The sequence below is a fragment of the Parvibaculum sp. genome (assembly GCF_030694575.1).
GTDB lineage: Bacteria > Pseudomonadota > Alphaproteobacteria > Parvibaculales > Parvibaculaceae > Parvibaculum.
In genome coordinates this window covers 1-4,551 of the sequence record NZ_JAUYUS010000111.1, presented here as the reverse complement: position 1 = coordinate 4,551, position 4,551 = coordinate 1, and the positions used below count along the sequence as shown (strand labels likewise).

Below are 4,551 nucleotides of genomic sequence, written 5' to 3'. Positions count from 1 at the left end.
GTTGATCGGTGGGGATGCCGCCGTCGGGGATTTGCGCCGGGAGGGCGCCGGGCTGGGTGCCGGCGGGGAGCTGGCCGAGCGTGCCGGGGGGCAGATCGGCGCGGGGCGGCGGGAGCGTGCCGCCGGCGGCGTCGTCCGATGCATCGCCGGGGACGGCATCGAGGCCGCCGACGAGCGGTGCGGCTTCGTCGTCGCCGACAAGGGGGACGTTGCCGAAGAGGCCGACGCTCGGCGAGGAGGATTCGAGGCGGGGCTCGCTGCCCTGCTTGAAGGCTTCAAGGATGACGCCCGAGCCTTCGCCGTCGGCGAGCTTGCCGGTTTTCGCGTTGACCTTGACGAGGCTGATGCCGGGCGGCACGCGGAACGGGATGGCGGGTTTCGTGCCGACCGCCTTCGCCATGATGTCGCGGAAGATGGGCGCGGCGGCGCGGCCGCCGGTTTCGGCGCGGCCAAGCGGCGTCGGCTCGTCGAAGCCGACAAAGACGCCGACGACGAGATTGGGCGAATAGCCGATGAACCAGGCGTCCTTGCCGTCATTCGTCGTGCCGGTCTTGCCGGCGAGCGGCACGCCGACCGCCTTCACCGCCGAGCCGGTGCCGCGCTGGACGACGCCTTCGAGCATCGAGGTCACCTGATAGGCGGTTTGCGCGCTTTCGACCTGTTCGCGGTTGTCGGGCAGGCGCGGCGGCTGGAGGCCCATATCGGCGCCCTCGCCGGGTGCGCGGGAGGCGGCGACAGCCTCATCCCATTTGACCGAACAATCCGGGCACGGACGATCGTCCTTCCGGTAGATGGTGCGGCCGAAGCGGTCCTGCACGCGGTCGATCAATGTCGGCGTGACGCGCTTGCCGCCATTGTCGAGGATGGCATAGGCGCCGACGAGGCGGGCGAGCGTGGTTTCGCCCGCGCCGAGCGACATGGAGAGGACCGGCGGCATGTTGTCCATGATGCCGAAGCGGCGCGCATAGGCGGAGACGGTTTCGGGGCCGATATATTGCGCGAGACGCACCGTCATGACGTTGCGCGAATGTTCGAGGCCGAAGCGGAGCGTGGACGGGCCATGGAAGGTGCGTTCGTAGTTTTCCGGTTTCCAGAGGCCGAGATCGCCGCCCTGGTCGAGCACGAAGGGCGCGTCGAGGACGAGGGAGGACGGCGTGAAGCCCTTGTCGAGCGCGGCGGCGTAGACGAAGGGCTTGAAGGAGGAGCCGGGCTGGCGGAGCGCCTGCACGGCGCGGTTGAACTCCGACAGGCCGAAGCTGAAGCCGCCCTGCATGGCGAGGATGCGGCCCGTATGCGGGTCCATCGCCAGCGCGGCGCCGTTGATGGCGGGAAGCTGTTCGAGGGCGTAATGCGCGGGTTTCGACTTGTCGTCCTTCGCGTAGACCGGCGAGACATAGATCACGTCGCCGACCGCGACGACGTCCGAGGGCGCCTTCACTTCCGGGCCGAGATAGATCTTGTTCACGGTCGCGCGCGCCCAGGTCATGGTCGAGAACGGCACCGTCGCCTTCACGATCTCCTTCGAGAAGGAGCCGTCTTCCATGCGCCTCGGGCGGAGGCCGACGGTGATCTTGTCCGCGGCGACGTCGAGGACGGTGGCGAGCGTCCAGGGCGCGAGGTCGGAGCCGACTTCCATGGCGGCGAGCGCGTCGTGCCAGTTCTCGCCGGGCTCAAGCTTCTTCACGGGACCGCGCCAGCCGTGGCGGCGGTCATAGGCGATGAGGCCGTCGCGCAAGGCATCGGCGACCACTTCCTGCAGGCTCGTGTCGATGGTGGTGCGGACGGAGAGGCCGCCTTCATAGAGCTTCTGCTCGCCATACATGGAGAGAAGCTCGCGGCGGACCTGCTCGACGAAATAATTGGCGTCGCGCATCTGGACGCCGCGCGAACGGAGCGAGACGTCGAGACCGGCGGTGCGCGCCTCGGCGGCCTCGATGCCGGAGATGAAGCGCTCTTCCTCCATGCGCGAGATCACCCAGTTGCGGCGCGCGATGGCGCGGTCGCGGTAGCGGTAGGGGTGATAGTTGTTCGGGCCCTTGGGGAGGGTCGCGAGATAGGCGGCCTCGGCGACGGTGAGTTCGTCGAGCGACTTGTCGAAATAGTTGAGGGCGGCGGCGGCCACGCCATAGGCGCCGATGCCGAGATAGATCTCGTTCAGGTAGAGCTCGAGGATCTGGTCTTTCGTGAAGGCGCGTTCGAGGCGGAGCGCGAGCAGCGCCTCGCGCAGCTTGCGGTCGAGCGTGACGTCGGAGGAGAGCAGGAAGTTCTTGGCGACCTGCTGGGTGATGGTGGAGGCGCCGACGAGGCGGCGGTCCTGCATGACGTTGAAGACGTTGTCGATGGTGGCGCGCAGGATGCCCGTCGCGTCGACGCCGCCATGGCTGTAGAAATTCTTGTCTTCCGCCGCGAGGAAGGCCTCGACGACGCGGGGCGGGATGGCGGTGATCGGCACGTAGACGCGGCGCTCGCGGGCGAACTCGCCGATGATCTGGCCGTCGCCGGCATGGACGCGGGTCATGACCGGCGGCTCGTAATTGGCGAGGCGCGAATAATCCGGCAGGTCGTCGTTCAGACGCCACGCGTAATAGCCGCCCGCAAGGACGACACCGGTGACGAGCACCAGGAAGATGCCGGCGATGATCGAAAGGACTTTCAGCATCGGGTCTTTTACCCATTTGCGGCCAGAGTCGCCACTAGCAATGCAAATATGGCACGGCCAAGGCGGCGGGACGAAAGCTTCGTCCGCGCGGGCCCATTCAACCCGGTATTTACCAAGAAACCGTTGCCGTCATGGGATCGCTACTCTGCCTGCCGGAGAGAATCGTACAATTCCCGGCTTTCAATTGTGTCCGGGTGATCCGGGCCCAAGGACGGGTGAGCGGCTTGAAGCCGCAAAACCTCTTCGACAACCTCCAGCGCCTCGGCGGCGCGGCCAAGGCGCAACAGCACCCGTGCCTGCAGCTGGCGGCTCAACAGCGTGTGCGGGTGATCCGGGCCGAGCGACGGATCGGCGGCGCGTTTCTCGATCACCTCACCGATCATCTCCAAGGCCTCGGCGTTGCGGCCAAGACGCTCCAGAATCCTCACCTGCTGATGGCGGCTCGACAGCGTATGCGGGTGATCCGGGCCGAGCGACGGATCGGCGGCGTTCTTCTCGATCACCTCACCGATCATCTCCAAGGCCTCGGCGTTGCGGCCAAGATGCTCCAGAGTCCTCACCTGCAGATAGCGGCTCGCCCGCGTGTCCGGGTGATCCGGACCGAGCGACGGATCGGCGGCGCGCTTCTCGATCACCTCACGGATCATCTCCAAGGCCTCGGCGGCGCGGCCAAGACTCAACAGCAGCTCTGCCTGGAGATGGCGGCTCCACAGCGTGTCCGGGTGATCCTCGCCCTGCAGGCGGCATCGCAACGCAATTATTTTTCCGATTTCCACATTTGCATCGGCATAGTTGCCGAGCAAAGACATCGCCTCCGCCCGCACCTGTCGCACATGCAACGTCGGCAGCGCGTCCCTGCCGATCTGCGACGATAGAATGCGCACAGCCTCGTCGAGCTGCTTGAACGCGATGAGGTAATGGCCGCGGCGGAACATATCGCTCGCTTCACTCTGCAGGGAAAACGCATATTCGACCGCGTCCTCCTCAAACTTGAGATCGGGAAGATTGTCATTGAAATTCCCCAGCGTTGCCGCGAGGGGGAGCGGAGCGCCGGGATGTTCGAGAATTCGAAATTGCCGCAAATCCTCGTGGAGTTCGCGCGCTTCCCTGTTGCCCGGGTCGCTGACGAGCGATGCGGTTGCGAACGCTTCCGCCACGGTAAGGCCCGCTTGCCGCAGTTCGCCCGTCGCATGCCGGGCGGCCCAGTCCGCCTGGGAGAAAAACAAGCGGGACAGCGGCTCGCCCTCGACGGCAAGCCAGTTCTGTATCAAGCGGTTTGCGCGGTCGTAGTTCTCATCGTCGAGTTCCTTTCCGGCCTTGTCGAGCACATCCTCCGGCAACCGCTCGGAAAGATCCGTTTCCCTATCCTGCAAACGGAGGAGTTCGGTTTTGGCCCGGTCCAGTTGATCGGTCCGGTACTGGACGTCCCGCTCCAGGCGGGCGATGACCGCCTTGTCGTTCCTCCGCCAACGGCGAAATACCGCAATGCAGGTGCTGAGCGTGACAAGGCTGGAGCTCGCAATCTGCACGATATTGGCGTAGGGACCGAGCGCGTCCCCCAGTTGCGAAAAAAGCAGCCCGGCTATCGCAAGAAGTTCATCCATGCGGCCCCCCGACGGTCGGTCAGGATTATCGCGGCTCAATCCCGGTTTGACCACACGCAAAGCGGTGGGCGGCCGGAAAGACGCGCGGGCGCGGGCTGCCTTCGCAGATCGGCAATGGAAATCGAGCGCGAGGGACCCTAGTTCGGGCCTTCCGCGAGGCGGTCGCCGAAATAGCGGTCGACGGCGCGGGAGAAGACGCGGGCCATGTTGGCGCGCCATGCGGGCGAGGTGATGAGCTTCTCGTCCTCGGTATTGGTGAGGAAGCCGAGCTCGATCAGCACGGAGGGC

At 65.9% G+C, this 4,551-nt stretch carries 3 protein-coding genes; all 3 read right to left on the bottom strand.

Annotated features, from left to right (window positions below; all coding sequences use genetic code 11):
• A partial coding sequence (locus Q8S60_RS15575) for a penicillin-binding protein 1A (protein WP_305668708.1) occupies window positions 1–2,659 on the bottom strand: 2,659 nt, incomplete at its 3' end.
• A 140-nt stretch (window positions 2,660–2,799) separates the two neighbouring features.
• Complete coding sequence (locus tag Q8S60_RS15570) at window positions 2,800–4,302, bottom strand: tetratricopeptide repeat protein (protein ID WP_305277572.1); 1,503 nt, start codon at window positions 4,300–4,302, stop codon at window positions 2,800–2,802.
• 98 nt (window positions 4,303–4,400) lie between these two features.
• Complete coding sequence (locus Q8S60_RS15565; protein WP_305668709.1) at window positions 4,401–4,544, bottom strand: N-acetylmuramoyl-L-alanine amidase; 144 nt, start codon at window positions 4,542–4,544, stop codon at window positions 4,401–4,403.
• Window positions 4,545–4,551: the final 7 nt, after the last annotated feature.